This is a genomic window from Olleya sp. R77988, from assembly GCF_044594215.1.
In the GTDB taxonomy this organism is placed as follows: domain Bacteria; phylum Bacteroidota; class Bacteroidia; order Flavobacteriales; family Flavobacteriaceae; genus Olleya.
The window spans coordinates 841,075-857,853 of sequence record NZ_CP138988.1 but is presented as its reverse complement, the minus strand read 5'-3'; the positions used below and the strand labels follow the sequence as shown (position 1 = coordinate 857,853).

General features: G+C 32.1%; 12 protein-coding genes. 5 read left to right on the top strand and 7 right to left on the bottom strand.

Annotated elements, in window-relative coordinates; all coding sequences use genetic code 11:
* Positions 1 to 12 precede the first annotated feature (12 nt).
* The 4 genes from SJY17_RS03760 to SJY17_RS03745 all read left to right on the top strand — a co-directional run bounded on the left by SJY17_RS03760 (position 13) and on the right by SJY17_RS03745 (position 4,746).
* On the top strand, positions 13 to 2,352 hold the full coding sequence (locus tag SJY17_RS03760) for a hypothetical protein (protein ID WP_397364135.1): 2,340 nt from the start codon (positions 13 to 15) through the stop codon (positions 2,350 to 2,352).
* A 2-nt stretch (positions 2,353 to 2,354) separates the two neighbouring features.
* A complete protein-coding gene (locus tag SJY17_RS03755; protein ID WP_397364134.1) occupies positions 2,355 to 2,648 on the top strand; it encodes a hypothetical protein in 294 nt (97 codons plus the stop codon).
* 502 nt (positions 2,649 to 3,150) lie between these two features.
* The gene (locus SJY17_RS03750; RefSeq protein WP_397364133.1) at positions 3,151 to 3,588 is read left to right on the top strand and encodes a hypothetical protein; all 438 of its coding nucleotides are present in this window, start codon (positions 3,151 to 3,153) and stop codon (positions 3,586 to 3,588) included.
* Positions 3,589 to 3,915: 327 nt separating this feature from the next.
* Positions 3,916 to 4,746 carry a T9SS type A sorting domain-containing protein gene (locus SJY17_RS03745; RefSeq protein ID WP_397364132.1) on the top strand — a complete coding sequence of 277 codons (831 nt, stop codon included), beginning with the start codon at positions 3,916 to 3,918 and terminating at the stop codon, positions 4,744 to 4,746.
* A gap of 77 nt (positions 4,747 to 4,823) precedes the next feature.
* Here the strand turns inward: SJY17_RS03745 and SJY17_RS03740 are convergent, their stop codons facing one another.
* The 6 genes from SJY17_RS03740 to SJY17_RS03715 all read right to left on the bottom strand — a co-directional run bounded on the left by SJY17_RS03740 (position 4,824) and on the right by SJY17_RS03715 (position 12,909).
* Complete coding sequence (locus tag SJY17_RS03740) at positions 4,824 to 5,324, bottom strand: hypothetical protein (RefSeq protein WP_397364131.1); 501 nt, start codon at positions 5,322 to 5,324, stop codon at positions 4,824 to 4,826.
* 100 nt (positions 5,325 to 5,424) lie between these two features.
* Entirely contained in the window at positions 5,425 to 7,245 is a 1,821-nt protein-coding gene (locus tag SJY17_RS03735) for a M1 family metallopeptidase (RefSeq protein ID WP_397364129.1), read from the bottom strand.
* A 66-nt stretch (positions 7,246 to 7,311) separates the two neighbouring features.
* Complete coding sequence (locus tag SJY17_RS03730) at positions 7,312 to 8,925, bottom strand: S8 family peptidase (RefSeq protein ID WP_397364128.1); 1,614 nt, start codon at positions 8,923 to 8,925, stop codon at positions 7,312 to 7,314.
* Between the two features lie 20 nt (positions 8,926 to 8,945).
* Entirely contained in the window at positions 8,946 to 9,806 is an 861-nt protein-coding gene (locus tag SJY17_RS03725; protein ID WP_397364127.1) for an MBL fold metallo-hydrolase, read from the bottom strand.
* A 71-nt stretch (positions 9,807 to 9,877) separates the two neighbouring features.
* On the bottom strand, positions 9,878 to 12,064 hold the full coding sequence (locus tag SJY17_RS03720) for a SulP family inorganic anion transporter (RefSeq protein WP_397364125.1): 2,187 nt from the start codon (positions 12,062 to 12,064) through the stop codon (positions 9,878 to 9,880).
* A complete protein-coding gene (locus tag SJY17_RS03715; protein ID WP_397364124.1) occupies positions 12,061 to 12,909 on the bottom strand; it encodes a universal stress protein in 849 nt (282 codons plus the stop codon). Before SJY17_RS03715 ends, SJY17_RS03720 begins: the two co-directional genes overlap by 4 nt.
* Positions 12,910 to 13,086: 177 nt before the next feature.
* Here SJY17_RS03715 and SJY17_RS03710 point away from each other — a divergent pair, with 177 nt between their 5' ends.
* Positions 13,087 to 14,916 carry a cation:proton antiporter gene (locus tag SJY17_RS03710; RefSeq protein WP_397364123.1) on the top strand — a complete coding sequence of 610 codons (1,830 nt, stop codon included), beginning with the start codon at positions 13,087 to 13,089 and terminating at the stop codon, positions 14,914 to 14,916.
* 38 nt (positions 14,917 to 14,954) lie between these two features.
* On the opposite strand, the gene lepA is transcribed toward SJY17_RS03710, so the two are convergent.
* Positions 14,955 to 16,751, bottom strand: coding sequence for a translation elongation factor 4 (gene lepA / locus SJY17_RS03705; protein ID WP_397364122.1), 1,797 nt, complete (start codon positions 16,749 to 16,751; stop codon positions 14,955 to 14,957).
* Positions 16,752 to 16,779 lie beyond the last annotated feature (28 nt).

The following is a 16,779-nucleotide window of genomic DNA, read 5'->3' as shown; positions in this document are numbered from 1 at the left end:
AAGATAATAATTATGAATACAACAATATTAGAAAATCATAGAGGGATGACCAATGTACATCCTCTAGCATCGTTTCCTTTTAGAAGTAGGCCACAACAGGACTTAAAACCTATATATTTTCCTGGAGGAGAAACTAAAAAAATACAAGATATTACAGTTACCTCAGATGTTGGCACAGATCCAAATAGAATACAGCACATAGCCTCTGTCAAAGCTTTTTTTGACAAAAACAAAGATGATAAATTTAGTCCTTTTGATGATGTATTTGGATACAATATAGAATTATACTTTAGTAAAGACGCTATAAAACTTGACAAAGCCTTTAAAGAAGTTGAAGTAGACGAAAAAGGAATGATCTTTTTTATTGAAGATAATACAGACGATATAAGCGCTCAATTCTGTAAAATCAAAATAGGTAGAAGAGTAAAAGACAACCTTACAGATATCTCGCAATTATATAATAGTAAATCAGTATATGACTATATAAATTCCTTTGTTACAATTGACAAGGAGCTCTTTCAAGAGTTGATTATACATGGAAAATTAGAAAATGTTGCACTAAAAGCGGTCGAGTTTTTATTTACCGCAGGAAACTATTTTAACCCATTAGCCATTAGCAAACCTATAATTGAAGGATTAGGCACTATTTGCCATCATATAAGTAGCTTTATTGATAAAGGAAAATTAGATGATTATAGGTGGAATCCAAATGCAAAAAAACTAAAAGAGGACGGAACAGAAGATACAGAACATAAATTTAAACCTTTCTTATTCCCTTTTGTGGAAGATTATTTAGATCAAATAGATGATTCTAAAATAAATGAATATGCAGTGCAATCCTTTACCGAGTTTAAAAGTGGGTTTTTAAAATACGATAAATCTATACGTGATTATATAGAGAAAACAGATTTTGGACAGCTTTTAGACTCAAATATTTATATACCAATAAATGGGTTTGGTTTAGTAAATATTCCTCTAAAAGTAGATATCATACCAGACAGTGCAGAAGCTTTTTTATACAGTAAATACATACAAGTTAGCGATGCTATTAGTAATAAACTAAATGATTTAGAAACTTTTGACTTTACAGACTTGATTAAAAAAGGAATCCGTGTTGCAAATGCCTTTTTGTGTGGTATCTGGAATGGTTTGATAGATGCTATTTCAGGTATTTTTAAAATGTTTGAAATGGTCTTTAAAGGGGTTGTGGCAATGGTAGATTTTACTGATAATTTCAGCACACAATTCCCTATATTAATGGAGTATATTGATAATGCAATAGATGCTATTAAAAACATAGATTTTAATTTGCTCTACACCCATTTTAAAACAAAAATTAAAAACGCTACACAATCCTTTGAAACTATTGCGTATTTTAGTGGAGCGTTCATTGGTTTTGTGGTAGGTTTAGTTATAGAGATTGTAGGTGGTCTTTTAATATCTGGTGGTACTTTAAGCATTGCTGCGGTTTTAGAAAAATTAGCAAGTCTATTTACTAGCGTGCTAAAAGGCATTGCTAAAGCAGGTAAAAAAGCACTTGATTTTGGTAAAAAGTTAGTTATAAATACTTTTAAAGGGTTTAGAAAATTATTAGACCAACTTATTGCCTTTTTGCGTAAAGGCACAAAAGGGTTTAAGGAGATGATTGATAGTTTGTTTGAAAAAATAAATAAAACGATAAAACGAAAGAAGTATGGCAAAGTTACTAGAGCTATAATAAAAAAAGAGATGCCAAAAGACTTCTTAAATGCTTTAAAAAAACTAGGGTTTAGAGAAAATGATATTTTAGATTATTTTACTAGATATCACAATGAAAATAAGTTTAAGTTTTTAAATGAAATTGAAGAGTTAATTGAAAAATATCCAAAACTTTCAAAAACAGATATCTATGCGATTTGGGGTTATACGACTAATTTATATTATGGAAACCTAAACCGTTGGTTAAGACTAGGGAAAAATAAATTTAAAACTAAAGAACTTTCAAAAATTATAACCTCTGCTCTAGAAAAAATGCCAAAATACAATGGAACCGCCTTCAGGGCTTTAGAATTTTCGGAACAATCTTTGCTAATAGACTTTTTAAAGAAACATAAAAAAGGGAAAACAGTTAACTACAAAGAATTTGTTTCTTGTGGAAGTAATACTAAAGCAGCATTTTTTGATAAGCCAAAAAAGAATGTTTTTTTAAAACTAGAAGTGAAAAATGCACCAATTATTTCAGATTTTGCAGATGGGGTAAAAATACGAGGATATGCTAAAGAAGAGTTACTTCTTTTACAAAACAGAAAATTTGTAGTTAAAAACACAGAAAAAATAGGAGATAAATATTTAATAACTTTAATTGAGAAATAGCCATGAAAGATAAAGAATTTTTACAAAAAATTATAGATGATCAAAATCGATTTTGGACAGAAGAATACCCAAAATTAAATCGAGATGAAAAAGTAAAATACTGGTTAGCTAGTACTCATAAAGGTATGCGTACTCAAGGAGAAGCCTTTAATGACGAATATTCTGAGTTCTCAAAAGGATGGTATGAGCATGCCATAAGTGTAGAATCAGATTTTGAGGAGATATTTAAAGAGGCAATTAGTAATATTGGCTTTGAGTTTGATTGGGAAGAGTATAGTAAACGAATCCAAAGCTAGCACTTGTCTGTGACGAGTGACGTTAAAGATTGGAAAACAACAAAAGCTACAATTTAATTATTGTGGCTTTTGTATTTTACAGAAGTATTTAACTAAATTACGTATTGTTGTGTGCACATCCGATAGCGCGGATTTGTAATCCGTGACCACAAGAGTAAAAAAGTAAGATAAAAGAGCATCAAAACGGTGCTCTTTTTGTATTAATAAAAAACCCCAGCTAGCGCTCGTCTGTGACGAGTGACGTTAAAGATTAGCAACCAACAAAAAGCTACAGTTTAATTGCTGTAGCTTTTGTATTTTAGATATATTGTATATACTCTTGTGTGCACTCGTCACAGACGAGCGATAGCAAGGAGAGTTATTAGAATTTATCAAAAAAGAAACAGAACTTGTTAACAATATTTATGGCGAGGTTGATACTGTTTTCAAAGACGCCTTAGTTTTTAGAAAAGTTTGGGACGAAATAAAAGATTTAGTAGAATATTTAAAATTCAGTAAATATTTGAAAAACACAACAATTGATAAATATTTTGAGTTAATGATTTATGCTCACAGGGATTTATATCCAAGAGATTATTGGATTGGAGGTACAATATTAAAGCCAGGCTATTCTCCTGATTTTAAAGAATACGAAAATGAATATACTGTTTTAGATGGACAACACTTTATTTATCCAGAACTTGAAAAAGTAAAAAGAGTTATAAAAAACGACAAAGACGATTTTGATTATACATTTGAGTATATCTATGAGTTTAATGAATCATTATCTTTAAATGAGATTATAGAAAAGGCATTACAAGGTAAAGAATATACCAAAACTGAGGAGTTGTCTTATACTAGTTACAGGCTAGAAAATAGCCCAATAGATTCAATAAAAACAGGAAGTGATTTTTTAAGTTTTACAATTAACGAAGATTACTATAGATATAGAATGCTATAATAAGTGTTCAATATAAATTAAAAAGCTACTTTCGGGTAGCTTTTTTCGTTTAATGTAATTACTATCTTTATCAGGAGAGTTTACTCCCAAGCTATCGCTCGTCTGTGACGAGTGACGTTAAAGATTAGCAACCAACAAAAAGCTACAGTTTAATTGCTGTAGCTTTTGTATTTTAGATATATTGTATATACTCTTGTGTGCACTCGTCACTGACGATCGCTAGCAAGGGTTGGTGTAAGACTGTTAAAGTGAATTAGATAAAAAAAATTAGACTTAGGTTTTAAACAATTAGCTTTGCAAGCTTAAAACCCCTTTAAAAATAAAACCATGAAGAAAATTTACTTTTTATTATTTACTATTTTAATTGGCTCGAGTGCTTTTGGTCAAAATCTTATCATTACTGGCGTTTTTGACGGACCTTTACCAGGCGGACTCCCAAAAGGTGTAGAGCTTTATGTAATTGCAGATATTGCAGATTTAAGTACTTATGGTATTGGTAGTGCAAATAATGGTGGCGGAACAGATGGTGAAGAGCTTACTTTTCCTCCTGTTGCTATAGCTGCTGGAAGTTATATTTATGTTGCATCAGAAACGGTTGAATTTACTAACTTCTTTGGTTTTGCGCCAGATTATACTGACAGCGCCTTGAACATTAATGGCGATGATGCTATTGAGTTGTTTGAAAACGGATCTGTAATAGACACTTTTGGAGATATAAACGTAGATGGTACTGGACAGGCTTGGGAGTATCTAGACGGTTGGGCTTTTAGAAAACCTGGTACAGTAGCTAATCCAACATTTAATCTAGCCGATTGGACTTTTAGTGGTCCTAACGCTTTAGATGGCGAAACAAGCAACGCAACTGCAACAACACCAATGCCTTTAGAAAGTTATACAGGCAACCCTTTATCTAATGAAGACTTTGCTTCTTCTACTTTTTCAATTTTTCCTAACCCAACAAATACAGGTTATATAACGATTAAAACAACATCTAAAGAAGCCATAAATGTTTCTGTGTTTAATGTTTTAGGAGAACAAGTTGTTTCTCAAACATTAAAAAATAATGTTTTAAACCTTTCTGATTTAGCAAGCGGAGTTTACATTTTAAGACTTTCGCAAAACGAAACAGTAGCAACTAAAAAATTAGTAATTAACTAATATTAGTTGCGAGTAACGATAACAGTAATTAAAGATAACTAAAAGCTGCAATAATTAAATTGTAGCTTTTTTTATTCTTAAAACAAATACAACAAACGCTCTTGATTATCAGGTAAACCAATAATATTATTTGCGTAATCGTTTTGATATATTAAGTCTCCTTTTTTAATATAACCCTCTGCTTTTGGCATGCAAGCAGCCCAAGCACCAGACGGTTTACAATCGTTTAAATCTAGTTTTATAATAGTGTGATCCTTTACTGTAATAACTACATGGTCAAAGTTTTTAGCTTTAGCTAAAGCGTCTTTAATATTGTCTTTGGTTAGTGTAACTACTTCTTTTGCGTTTGCAGAAGCAGCCTTTTTAAAGGTTTCAATAGGATTGTTTGACGTGTCTTTTTCTAGACTTTTAATATCTTCCAAAAAGGCTATTGTTGAGGTATTTGATACCACTTTTTTTTCTGGAGTATTTGTTGTTTCGGTTTGAGTTGTAGTGTTTGTATAGGTTTCAGTTTGCTTATTGTTTTCTTTACAGCTTAATGCAAGTACACAAATAAATAGGATGGCAAGGTTTTTCATCTAACGTATTTTTTATTGATTATTTTCAAATATAACTGTTTCTAAAACAAAAAAGCCACAACAAAGTTGCAGCTTTTTAAACAGGTTTTAAGCACAGTTGTTATTGTGTGTTATTAGTTTTGTCAACATCTGCCATAAGCAGCTTAGGATCTATCTTAATTAGCTTTATTGCGCTTTTTGGCTTACTAATACTAAAACTATAGGTTGGATAAGCCCAAGCCCAATCGTTTAATATTTTGGTTCCTGTTGCAACTGGTTTTTCGCCACGCATCATTTGCAACGGAATATAAAACTGTTCTGTTGTTCCGTCTACATATTGTACTTCAATATCTAAAGGCATTGGCATTAATCCAATACGCTCTAAATTAACAGTTGTAATGCTATTATTTTCTTCTGTTGAGGTAATAGCATAATCAATAGTATTAGTGGTTTGTGTCCAATCTGTTAAATACCAATTTAGCTCTAAACCAGACACTTTTTCTGCAGTACGTATAATATCAATAGGTCTTGGGTGTTTAAAAGAAAAATCTGTATAATACTTTTTAATTGTTTTCTTTAAATTGTCCTGACCAATAACATAACCCAATTGAGACAAAAACACAGAACCCTTATTGTAGGCTGTAATACCATAAGCTAAATTAGTGTCATAACGATCTGCATGTGTTGTTTGTGGTTTTTCTTTTCCGGATTTTACTAAATAATAGTAACCACCATAACCACCAGCTGCTGGATTGTCTTTGTTGGTTTGCATAACATGATCCATTGCGTAGTCACTAATGTAACTGGTAAAACCTTCGTCCATCCACTCATGCTTAGCTTCGTTAGTGGCTAATAAAAACTGAAACCAAGTATGTGCCAACTCATGTGCAGTAACACCAACTAAGCTTCCAAACTTACGTTTTCCAGTAATTAAAGTACACATAGCGTACTCCATACCACCATCTCCACCTTGAATAACCGAGTATTGTTTGTAAGGATATTTTCCTATGTTTTCAGAAAAATACTGCATTAACTGTACTGTTTTTGGCTGTAAGTTTTTCCAGTGTTCTAAATTTTCTGCAGGTAAATCTTTTTTATAATAAAAATGAAGCAATGGACCATTTGGAACTTGCATTGTGTCATGAATATAATCAGGATCTGCTGCCCAAGTAAAGTCGTGTACTTTAGGTGCTTTATAATGCAATGTCTTTTTGTCTCCTTTTATAACAGCATCACCTTGCTGGTAACCAGTACCACCAACTATGTAGTTTTTATCAATGGTTAATTTTACATCAAAATCTCCCCAAACACCATGAAACTCGCGTCCAATGTATGGATCTGCGTGCCAACCTTCAAAATCATATTCGGCTAATTTAGGATACCATTGTGTCATAGATAAGGCAACACCTTCTTTATTATCGCGTCCAGAACGTCTTATTTGTTGTGGGACTTGTGCATCAAAATCCATAGTAAAAGTTACACTTTCTCCTGGTTGTATAGGTTTTGCTAAATCTACTTCTAAAACAGTTCCAACAGTTTCGTGTTGTAACGTTTTACCGTTTTGCTTTAAACTATTTACTTTTATATAACCAATCTCATTTGGTGCTAACTTACTAATTCTGTCTCCAACACGTCTATCTGGATCTGCAATGGTACGAGAACGTACATCCATTTCGCTTCCAGGTTGGAAAGCATTAAAATATAAATGATAAAACACTCTGTCTAATACATCTGGCGAATTATTAGTGTACACTAATGTTTGTTGTCCTTTATATTGATAGGTGTTTACATCCATATCAATAGCCATTTTATAATCTACATGCTGTTGCCAATATGTAGATTTTGATTCTGATGTATTGGTTGTTGTAGATGTGACTTGTTTGGTTGATTTACAAGCTGTAAAAAAACTAAAAACGGTAATTAGAAGAAGTAATTTTTTCATGATATTTAAATTGAAATAAAAAAGCCTCAACCTGACGTGGTTGAGGCTTCTTTAATTATTGAATTTCTATTTAGAAATTTGTGAAGCCATAACTAATGCGTTATATGCGTTTACAATCCTTGCTGATTTACTTAAGTTAGCAAATGGCTGAACATTACTAGCGTCACCACCAACAGTTACTTTTGTTGGAATAGCTAATCCAGAATCCATGATAATTTGCTTAACTTGAGACGCTTTTAATTTTGGATATTGAGACCAAACCAAAGCAGCAACACCAGCTACTGCTGGAGCAGCCATACTAGTTCCGCTATTTGCGTGGTATTCGTTTTCTGGAGTTGTAGAATAAATTTGAGATCCAGGAGCAAATACATCTACATTTTTCTTTCCGTAGTTAGAAAAACCAGACACTAATTTAGTACCATAACTTGGTGCTAATGATCCAACTCTAATATATGTATTACCTACTTCAACATAATTTACATTATCGTCTGGGAAGTTAGGCTTTGTATCTACATCTTTACTATCATTTCCTGCTGCGTGTACAAAAATCACACCTTTATCGCTTGCGTATTTAATAGCATCTCTTACCCATTCTGGGTGGTTAGAATAGCTTTTACCAAAACTACCATTAATTACTTTTGCTCCATTATCTACTGCGTATCTAATAGCTTTAGCAATATCTTTATCATACTCGTCACCATTAGGGACAGCTCTAATTGCCATAATTTTTACATTATTAGCAACTCCGTTTGCGCCTAAACCATTGTTACGTTCTGCTGCAATAATACCAGCAACGTGTGTACCATGACTTTCAGATTTTTTAACAGGCATAACGTTTCCGTTTCCATAACCTGGTTTGTCATTAAAATCGTTAGTGTCATCTCCAGTAGTACGACCATTAAAATCTACATTATAGTTTGTGTTTAGTCTTTCTGTAAGCCCTTCTAAAGCCCCTTTTAATTCTTTTTGAGCGACTTGAATGCTTTCTAAACCAAACCCATTCATTTGAGCTGCTAGTTGCTTGTAACCACTAAGCTTCTCATCTGTTGTTTGTAATTCTAATACTTGTTTATTAGTATAGTTTTCTGTTTTAAAATGAGTTGTAAAAGCAGTATCTGCTTCGTTTAAAGCTCCAAATATTTGCTCATAACGTTGTTTTGTTGGACCAATATTGGCGATGCTTTTTTCTAATTCAGCTTTAGCTTCAGCATATCTTGGAGCAGCTGTGTTTCCGCTAGCTACTAAACGCGTCATTTCTAATTGCTCATCATAGGCATCTCCTAAAAAGTTCCAACCATGGATATCATCTATATAACCATTACCATCATCGTCTTTTCCATTTCCTGCAATTTCTTTTGGGTTAGTCCAGATTACTCCATCTAAATCTTGATGTGTAATATCTATTCCAGAGTCGATAACTGCAACAATAATTTGCTGTCCCATTTTCCCTTTAATAACTTCAGCGTAAGCTTTGTCAACACTCATTCCAGGAATAGTATCTTTTACTAGATCTAAATGTCCCCAATTATGTGATTCTGCTTCAGTTAAAGTAGACTCTTTAATTGGTGTATTGTCAATATTTTCTATTGGTGTAGATAATATTGGTGCTTGACCACCACAACTAGATAATGCTATAGCTGCAAAAGTGGATAATAAAATTGGTTTATAGTTAATTCTCATTTCTATATTGTTTTGAGTTGTTAATTAAAAATATCGTTACAAGTAAAAGTGTCTTTTAGTCTTACTCCTTTTTCTGTGTGTTGCACTGTAATAATTTCATTATGCGCATCATGTTCCAAAAATAAGTAATAATTGTTATCTGCTGCCAAATTGAGGAATTTTTCTTTCTCATCCAAAGTTAGTAATGGTCTTGTGTCATAACCCATTACAAAGGGTAAAGGTAGATGTCCAACAGTTGGTAACAAGTCTGCCATAAAACAAATGGTTTTTCCTTTAAAATTAATCATAGGTATCATTTGCTTGTCTGTATGACCATTAGCAAAGAATATATCAAAACCAAGTGCTGAGTTTTTTAAAATATCTTTTTGTGGAAGGTTGGTAAATTTTAGCTGACCACTTTCCTCCATTGGTAAAATGTTTTCTTTTAAAAACGAAGCAACTTCGCGACGATTAGGCTGTGTTGCCCATTTCCAATGGTCTTTATTACTCCAGAAGTTAGCGTTTTTAAAAGCTGTTTCTAGTTTTGTTCTGTCTTTATTATAGTTAACGCTTCCTCCACAATGGTCAAAATGTAGGTGTGTCATAAACACATCTGTAATGTCATCTGTACTAAAACCAGCTGTTTTTAATGATTTTTCAAGGCTATCATCTCCATACAAATGATAGTAGCCATAAAACTTATCGCTTTGTTTGTTACCCATTCCTGTGTCAATTAAAGTCAAACGATTTCCGTCTTCAATTAATAAACATCTTGCAGCAATATCTATCATATTATTGGCATCTGCTGGATTGGTTCTGGTCCATAAAGATTTAGGGACAACACCAAACATGGCTCCTCCATCTAATTTAAAATGACCTGCTTGTATTGGGTGTAATTTCATTAAAAAAGAAAGTTTTAACAGCCTGCAAATTACTAATAATGCAGTAAATGAAAAGGAAAATTAAGATTTTATTAAGAAACAACTTCTTTTAGACGCTTTCCAAAATCGTAAAGGGCTTTGATTTCTTTTATACTTGCTAATCGTTCTCTACCAAAGACTAATAAATCTTTTCCGTTTGACTCGATATGATAGTAAGGGTTGCTTTCAAAAAAGTGTGTGATATCGTCACTAAAAAACTGTTGTATTGCTGCTGTGTCTTCGCCTAATAAATAAAAACGATTTGAAAAATCTGTATGGTTTTTAATAGGAATATCTTTAAAGCCTGCAAATGCATATACTTTTTCTAAAAACCCTTCTCTATCCAAAGTAAATTCTGGTAAATCTTTGTTTAGTTTTATATGAAGCATGGAAGAACGCACTACTTCTTTGGCGATAAATTCACCTTCAGAAAACTCAATATCAAACAGGTTTAAAGCGTCTTCATTATTTTCTAGTTGATTATAAATATAGTTAATTTGCTTAGTTCTAAAAAACAGGAAGTTGTTAAGAAAAGAAGTGTCTCTTACTTTTTTAGAGCTATAGTTAAAACTAAAATCTTGAGCCAACTCTTCCATAGTTGTTTGACGACGTGTCAAGCTGCTTTTTATAACATTTGGTACAGGAAGTAAACGACGTAAAGCAAAAGGATGCTCAGAATCTGTATCGTGTAAATCCAATCCTAACACTTCAAAATGCCCTCCACGTTTAGCAAATAACTCTTGATAATTGTTGAGGTTTTCCATAACCGTATGATCTACAAATTGACATAACGAAAAGTCTACTATAACATCTTCATTTTCTGGAATAGCATCTAGTTTTGCTTTTAATTTATAATAGTTTAAAAAGCTACAAAAATGTTTAACACTAACGTAGAAATGTCCATCTTCTTGAAACATTAATACATTTGGTTTTAACCAGTTTCTTGCAAAAAGAGAAAAACTTTTATTAATAACGACATGAATAATAAAAGTGACTAAAATACCAGAAATAATACCTTGAATTAGCCCTATTTTTAACGTAACAATTAAGGTTACAAAAAAAATAATAAGCTGCTCTCGACCAATTCTAAAAATTTTTCTTATGTTTTCTGGAGACGCTAATTTGTAACCTGTATATACTAAAATAGCCATTAATGCAGGTAAAGGTATGCGTTGTAATTGTGAGCTAAATAATACAATAAAAACGACCAAAAATGCAGCATGGAAAAAATTTGAAGACCTATTGCTTCCTCCATTATTGACATTTACAGAACTACGAGCAATTACTGTTACTACATTTAATCCTCCTAAAAAACCACTTCCAACTGTAGCTAAACCAAGCGCTTTTAAATCGCGATTAACATTACTTCTTCGTTTTTCTGGATCTAGTTTATCTACCGCTTTTATACTTAAAAGCGATTCTATACTTGCTATTAAAGTTAACGATATTACACTTAACCAAAACGGTAAAGTTCCAATTTTACTAAAATTTACTGTTGGTAATTCAGAAATAATTTGATTAAAATCAGGAATTCCAGAAATCATATACTCTATTGCTATTGGGTTATTTTTATGCGCCACCAATTCAAAATAATAACTAAACGCAATTGATAAAATAACAATCCACATTGGAGCAGGAATAAGTTGTAGGTATTTGTTTCTAATTTTAGAATAAAAAACCATAATAATAAAACTTAAAACACCAGCTATTGCTGCATAAATTAGCCCTCTATTATCGTAATGAATAGCATCGTTTATGGTAAAAGGAATTTCGAAAAGATAATCTATAGTGTCTTCTCTTTTTATCCTATGTGCCAGCATAATATGAAATTGCTTTCCTAAAATAATTAATCCAATTGCTGCCAACATACCTTGAATTGCAGAAGATGGAAAGAAGTCTGCTAATTTTCCTAATCGTAAAAACCCTAATATTAATAATAAGATTCCAGAGCAGATAATAGCAGCATATGCGCTTTCTAATCCTAATGTTGTAATGGCTAATAAAAGTACACCAACCAGTCCATTTCCTGGTTCAGCAATAGTTACGTTACTTCCTCCTAAAATAGAGACTAAAACACCACCAATGACAGCTGCAATGACACCTGCAATTGGAGGTGCATCACTTGCCATAGCTAATCCTAATCCTAAAGGTAAAGCAATAAGACTAACTACAAAACCAGAAAAAATATTTTTTGGCAAGTCTTTAATAAAGGCTGTTATGTTATTCTTTTTTGCGCTCATTGAATAATTAAAACGTCGGTTGGTAATTCGGTTAAAATATGTTCTATGTCATGCGGAAATAAACGATCCTTAAAAGTCATTTTTGAAGGCGCATTCATTATTAATAAGTCCGCTCTTTTAATTTGTGCGTAATGTCCAATAGAATAGCCTTGAGTTCCAAAAATAGGTTGAGATTTTATAGCTATATTTTCGGTATAGATTTTAGGAATGTTATCTATAATATGATTAATCCTAAAATTTTCACGATTTCTAATACGTTCTTTAATGATATTTGCATGCCTTAAAGACTTATCATCGTCGACCTTTATTGCAATTTCATTTTGCTTAACTTCTTCGACTATAGTAATTCTTTCAGATTTTAATTTTGCAGCAACATAAAAAGCAGAGGTAATGGTTTGTTCTGTTCTTGGGTCTTCTAAACCATTAACAACAATGTGTCGACAAGGAAGGCGTTCTATTGAAGGGTTTGTTAAAAGTAATAGAGAACATTTAGCTTGACGTGTAATTTTTCTAGCGATAGAGCCAATATAATATTTTATAAACTTTTCTCTTTTAGCAGCACCAATGATTAATAGGTCTATATTTTTTTCTTCAGAAGAATTAATAATAACATCTACAGGATCTCCAGATTTAAAAATAACCTCATAATCTAGATTATCGTCCTTAAAAAAATTAAGAATTATTTTTAAGGTTTTTATTTTGTCTTCAGATTGTTCACCTACATGAATCAATACCAATTTAGCCTCCAATAGTATGGCTAATCTAGCAGCTTCGTATAAATTTGCTTTTAGATTAGGTGAAAAAGCAACACCAATTCCAATACTTTTAAAAGGCTTTAAAGACACTTATTTTTTATATGTTTTTATGAAAAATTGAAAGATACTATTTTTTTAAGTTTAAAAAAATATTGAATCAAGCATTTGCTATTATTTACTAATTGATAACAAGTATAGCTTTAAAAAAATATTCAAAAAATAGTAGAAAAATGAAAGAATTAGTAAATTCACAAAAAAAGAAATCTAATGTTAGAATTAGCAGGAATTATCATTTTAGGAATATTAGCACAATGGGTTGCATGGAAGTTTAAAATTCCAGCCATCTTACCATTAATATTAATTGGGTTATTAGTTGGACCAATAGCAGCAGAGTTTTTAAGCGAAGATGGCACCAAATGGATTGAACCTATTTGGAATGGAAAAGAAGGTTTGTTTCCTGGCGAAAGCCTGTTTTACTTTGTCTCTTTAGCCATAAGTATTATTCTTTTTGAAGGTGGTTTAACCTTAAAAATGAGCGAAATAAAAAACGTTGGACCAGTAATAACCAAGTTAATTTCCCTTGGGTCATTAGTAACTTTTTTTGGAGCAGGATTAGCTGCATACTATATTTTTGGATTAAGTTGGGAGATTTCGTTTTTGTTTTCTGGTCTAATAATAGTAACTGGACCAACTGTAATTACTCCTATTTTAAGAAATATTCCGCTTAAAAAAGATGTTTCTGCAGTCCTAAAATGGGAAGGTATTTTAATTGACCCAATAGGTGCTTTAGTTGCTGTATTGGTTTTTGAATTTATTAGTGTTGATGCTGGAGGAGAGTTTACTAAAACAGCTTTAATAGAGTTTGGTAAAATTGTGTTATTTGGAGCTACTTTTGGGTTTACGTTTGCGCATGCAATGAATTTTATTATTAATAAAAAACTAGTCCCTCATTATCTTTTAAATGTATTTGCGTTAGCTGCTGTTTTAGGCGTTTTTGTATTGTCTGATGCTTTTGCGCATGAGTCTGGATTACTTGCTGTAGTTGTTATGGGAATGGTATTGGGTAATTCAAATTCGGCTTATTTAAAAGAGTTGTTATATTTTAAAGAATCACTTAGTGTATTATTAATTTCGATACTATTTATTCTTTTAGCAGCTAATATTAATTATAACGAATTATTATTAATTTATAATTGGAAAACAGCTGCGCTTTTTGCTGTTGTTGTCTTTTTAATTAGACCTATAGGTGTCTTTTTAAGCACACATGGATCTACACTTAAATTTAATGAAAAATTGTTTATTAGTTGGGTTGGACCACGTGGTATTGTTGCTGCTGGAATTGCGTCTTTATTTGGGTTAAAATTAGCAAGCAAAGGTGTGCCAGGAGCAGAATATATTACGCCACTAGTGTTTATGATTGTATTAGGAACAGTACTTTTAAATGCTACAACTGCTAGACTATTTGCTAAATTAGTTGGTGTGTTTTTGCCTAAATCTAATGGAATACTAATTGTTGGAGCTTCAAAAGTATCTAGGTTAATTGGTCATTATTTAGAGATGCACGATAGACATGTTGTTTTAATAGATAGCAACCAAAATAATATAGATAAAGCTAAAGAGTTAGGCTTAGAAGCTATAAACACAGATATTTACTCTCAAACTTTAACAGATAATATAGAGCTGAATGATGTTGGGTATTTGATGGCATTAACTGGTAATAGTGATATTAATAAATATGCGATTAATAAGTTTTCTAAGCAATTTGGAGAAAATGGTTCGTTTAGATTGGTGTCTACAGAAGAGATGATGGATGAAAACAACAATCCACATGAAGGGTTGTTTTCTCATACAGACGATTTTAACACCTTAACAGAAGTCACCAAAAACCATCCAAGTATCCAAGACATTAAAATAAAAGATAAACCACATTTATTAGATTTGATTCAAACTACAAATGCAGATAAAGATATTGTGCCTTTATTTATTAAAGATAATAAAGGAGAATTACATATTATTTCTTCTTATAACACAGAAATTGAAACGGTTGAAGATGGCTATTCTCTAGTGTATTTAGGAAAACCCATAAATGCAGAATAGAGTTAAAAAAAGCGATGAGGAAACTCATCGCTTTTTTTTTAATCATTTAACTTCAAAACAGCCATAAACGCTTGTTGAGGTATTTCTACATTACCAACTTGACGCATACGTTTTTTACCTTTTTTCTGCTTTTCTAAAAGTTTACGCTTACGCGAAATATCTCCACCATAACATTTTGCAGTTACATCTTTACGTAATGCCTTTACGGTTTCTCTAGCAATAATTTTTGCTCCAATAGCAGCTTGAATTGGAATGTCAAATTGTTGACGTGGAATTAATTCTTTCAACTTTTCGCACATTTTTTTACCAATATTATGAGCATTGTCTGCGTGTATTAAAGCAGACAACGCATCAACAGGTTGTGCATTTAAAAGCACGTCTAAACGCACTAATTTTGATACTTTCATTCCTATAGGATGATAATCAAAAGATGCATATCCTTTTGAGACTGTTTTTAGCCTATCGTAAAAATCAAAAACAATTTCTGCAAGAGGCATTTCAAAAGTAAGTTCAACACGTTCTGGTGTTAAATACGTTTGATTTGTAATCATACCGCGTTTTTCTATACACAAACTCATAACGTTACCAACAAAATCTGATTTGGTAATAATAGTTGCTTTTATAAAGGGTTCTTCAACACGATTTACGGTTGAAGGGTCTGGTAAATCTGATGGGTTGTTTACAATAAATGCTTTGTCTGGATGTTTGTTTGTAAATGCATTGTATGATACATTGGGTACTGTTGTAATTACAGTCATATCAAACTCACGCTCTAAACGTTCTTGAATAATTTCCATGTGTAGCATTCCTAAAAATCCACATCTAAAACCAAAACCTAAAGCTGCAGAACTTTCTGGTTGAAACACTAAAGAAGCATCATTAAGCTGTAGTTTTTCCATACTGTTTCTAAGCTCTTCATAATCTTCTGTATCTACTGGATAGATACCAGCAAAAACCATTGGTTTTACATCCTCAAAACCTTCAACAATATTAGTTGTTGGGTTCTCAAAATCTGTAATAGTATCACCTACTTTTACTTCTTTAGCAGTTTTAATCCCTGTTATTAAATACCCAACATCACCAGTTTTAACACTCTGTTTGGCAATTTGGGTTAGTTTTAAAGTACCAACTTCGTCTGCACTATACTCTTTATCTGTTGCAACAAATTTTATTTTCTGACCTTTTTTAATTTCACCATTAAACACTCTAAAATAAGTTTCAATACCTCTAAAAGTATTATAAACAGAATCAAAAATTAAAGCCTGTAGTGGTGCATCTGGATCTCCTTTAGGAGCAGGAATACGTTCAATTATTGCTTGTAAAATATCTTCTGCACCAAAACCTGTTTTACCACTAGCGTGTATGACTTCTGATGGATCACAACCTAACAACTCAACAATATCGTCTGTTACCTCTTCAGGGTTTGCACTTGGTAAATCTACTTTATTAAGCACTGGAATAATTTCTAAGTCGTTTTCTAAAGCTAAATATAGGTTAGATATGGTTTGCGCTTGGATGCTTTGTGCAGCATCTACAATAAGCAAAGCACCTTCACAAGCAGCAATAGATCTAGACACCTCATAAGAGAAATCTACGTGTCCAGGTGTGTCAATTAGGTTTAAAATATAGTCTTCGCCTTCAAAAGTGTAATCCATTTGGATGGCATGCGACTTTATGGTAATACCACGTTCGCGCTCTAAATCCATACTATCTAGTAGTTGGGCTTGTTGTTCTCTAGCTGTTACAGACCCTGTGGTATCAAGTAACCTGTCAGCAAGTGTACTTTTTCCGTGATCAATATGTGCAATAATGCAAAAGTTTCTTATGTTCTTCATAGTCAAATCTCTTCATAAATAAAGATGT